General features: G+C 33.8%; 3 protein-coding genes. 2 read left to right on the top strand and 1 reads right to left on the bottom strand.

Annotated features, from left to right (window positions below; genetic code table 11):
• Together RT445_RS20010 and RT445_RS20005 are read left to right on the top strand one after the other, a co-directional pair.
• On the top strand, nt 1-730 hold a 730-nt coding region (locus RT445_RS20010), incomplete at its 5' end, for a hypothetical protein (RefSeq protein ID WP_313471396.1).
• A gap of 150 nt (nt 731-880) precedes the next feature.
• On the top strand, nt 881-2029 hold the full coding sequence (locus RT445_RS20005) for a fused response regulator/phosphatase (protein WP_274795028.1): 1149 nt from the start codon (nt 881-883) through the stop codon (nt 2027-2029).
• Between the two features lie 44 nt (nt 2030-2073).
• Here the strand turns inward: RT445_RS20005 and RT445_RS20000 are convergent.
• Nucleotides 2074-2695, bottom strand: a 622-nt coding sequence (locus RT445_RS20000; protein WP_313471394.1) for a CheR family methyltransferase, incomplete at its 5' end; no start/stop codon positions are given.

The following is a 2695-nucleotide window of genomic DNA, read 5'->3' as shown; positions in this document are numbered from 1 at the left end:
GATCATTATTCAAGTAATTAAAAAAATAGTGCTGTTTGCAGGGGAAGAGGCACTTCTCACAACAATTATTTCAACATTTTCCATGATCATTGTTGCCATGATTTCTGTATTTTTTCACGTATTGTTTTGGATCACGGTTGTCTTTATCATCGTTGAGCGATCTGGTTCTAATAAAATTCAACTGCCTTTTTTGAACGCGAAACAATGGTCCCCTGATGATTTAGTAAAAATAAAAAATATTCCTAAAGACAAAGTCATCACTTTAAGCGATACAATTTTTAGTCTTTCAGGGATCTTTATTTTTGCTTTTGTTTATTGGAATGCCTATCGTCTTTTAGGTATTTATACAACAAACGACAACGGTAGCTTGAAATTCGTTATGCCGATCTTTAATCAAAATATTTTACAAACGTTTGCCCCTATAGTCTTCCTATGTATTATTCTTAGTGTCGTTTTAACGTTCGTCAAATGGCGCTCAGGTCAATGGACAATGCCAATCGCTATAACTAATGCACTGCTTCAAGGTGGAGGAACCGTTGTATTTATTGCCCTGGCAATGCATCAAGATTTTATTCATAGTGCCTCCATCCCCTATATAGCCACTATCACAGATACAGCTTCAGCTAAGGTAACATTTTTTATAGATAAGATTTTACTCCTCGGTATGATTACTGCTGTATTAGTAAATGCATTTGATATATATCAAGGATTTAGAAAAGCTAAAATGTAAACTCTCTTTCATTCACTTTCTAGCAAACTATACATTCAGATCGCCAAAATACCTTTATTCTCTGATGTTTTGTATAATGATAAAGTTGAAAGTATTTTATATACATGAATAATAATCTGCACAATTCAATCAGAGTAAGGAGAAGTAACTATGACCATTCTTCTAGTAGATGACAATCAAGTCAATTTATTTGTCATTGAAAAAATACTAAAAAATGCAGGTTATGATAACTGTGTTTCTCTTTCATCTGCTTATGAGCTATTTGATTATTTACAATTAGATGCACCAAATCCAACAGGAAATTCAGTAGATTTAATATTGTTAGATATTATGATGCCAGAAGTAGATGGTATTGAGGCCTGCAAACGTATTAAACAAAATGAAAGTTTGAAAGATATTCAAATTATATTTGTCACAGCGCTCGAAGATAAAAACAAGCTAGCAGAAGCATTAGATATCGGTGGTGTAGATTATATTACAAAACCAATTAATAAAACGGAGCTGCTTGCAAGAATTCGAGTTGCATTACGTTTAAAATCGGAATTAGATTGGCACACTCAGCATGAAAAGAAAATACAATATGAACTCGATTTAGCCACTCATGTACAACGAAGCCTACTAAGCCCACCATTAAACGAGAAGGATATCCGTATTGAAGTTTCTTATTTACCATCCTCAAATTTAGCGGGTGATATGTATTATTGGTATAAAATAGATGATCATCGCTATGCCATTATACTTTTGGATATGATGGGTCATGGAATATCTGCAGCACTTGTTTGTATGTTTATCTCCTCTGTTTTAAGAGAGGCTGTTAAACAATTAAACGAGCCTGAACTTGTCATTAAAGAACTGAATCGTTATATGACCCTGTTGCAAGATGGAAAAGACAATAATCTTTATTATTTTACAGCCATATATTTAGTAATTGATACAGAGCAAAAAACAGTCGAATATATAAATGCTGGTCATCCTCCTGGATACGCACTAATAGACGAAAAAACATGTATTCCATTAAATCAAGGAAGCTGTGCAGTTGGCTTTTTCGATGAAATTAAAGTTAAAAAGCAATGTATTCAATATGAACAGGATATTCAAATTGTGCTATTTACAGATGGCGTATTAGAAGCAATGGGACCCTGTGAAATTGAATCAGAAAAGCATTTGCAAACGCTAACATCCTCCAAGTGGGATTATTCACAATGCCTGATTGACAATTTATTACCGAAGGATAAACAAGAAAATCAACCTGATGATATGTGTGTATTAATGATTCAAGCAACTAGCACTTCTATATAAATAACAAAGAGAGGCTATCCAATGTTAGGATAGCCTCTTACTCGTTAATATATTTTTTGATAAATTCTTTCATTGCTAGCAATTTCACTATATTTTGAAATAACCTCATCAAAGCGCAATGTTTCTTTATCCCCTAAGCATAGAAAACCTTGCTCACTTAGACTTTCATAAAACAACTGATGTACTTGACTCTGTAGCTTAGGTGAAAAATAAATAAGGACATTTCGACATAAGACTACATGAAACTCATTGAATGATTGATCTGTTACTAAATTATGTTGAGCAAAAATAATATTTTTCAATAATGTTGGGTGGAAGTAGGCATATTGATAATCTGTATTATAGTACTCCGAAAAAGCGTGGACACCCCCAGCAAGCATATAGTTTTTCGTATAAGCCTGCATTTTATGAATAGGAAAAGCGCCTTTCTTTGCTTTTTCTAATACTTGCTCATTCATGTCTGTTGCGTAAATTACTGCCCTATCGATTAGCCCCTCTTCTTGAAGCAAGATAGCCATAGAGTATACTTCCTCACCTGTCGCACAACCAGCATGCCAAATCCTTATTTCTGGGTACTCTCGTAAAGTGGGGATCACTTTTTCACGAAAGGCTTTAAAAAAACTAGGGTTACGAAACATTTCGGTTACATTTATCGAAAAGTCATTC

The organism is Lysinibacillus sp. (assembly GCF_032093475.1).
In the GTDB taxonomy this organism is placed as follows: domain Bacteria; phylum Bacillota; class Bacilli; order Bacillales_A; family Planococcaceae; genus Lysinibacillus; species Lysinibacillus irui.
Note: the sequence above shows the minus strand (reverse complement) of the source record. Positions and strands in the feature narration are given on the sequence as shown.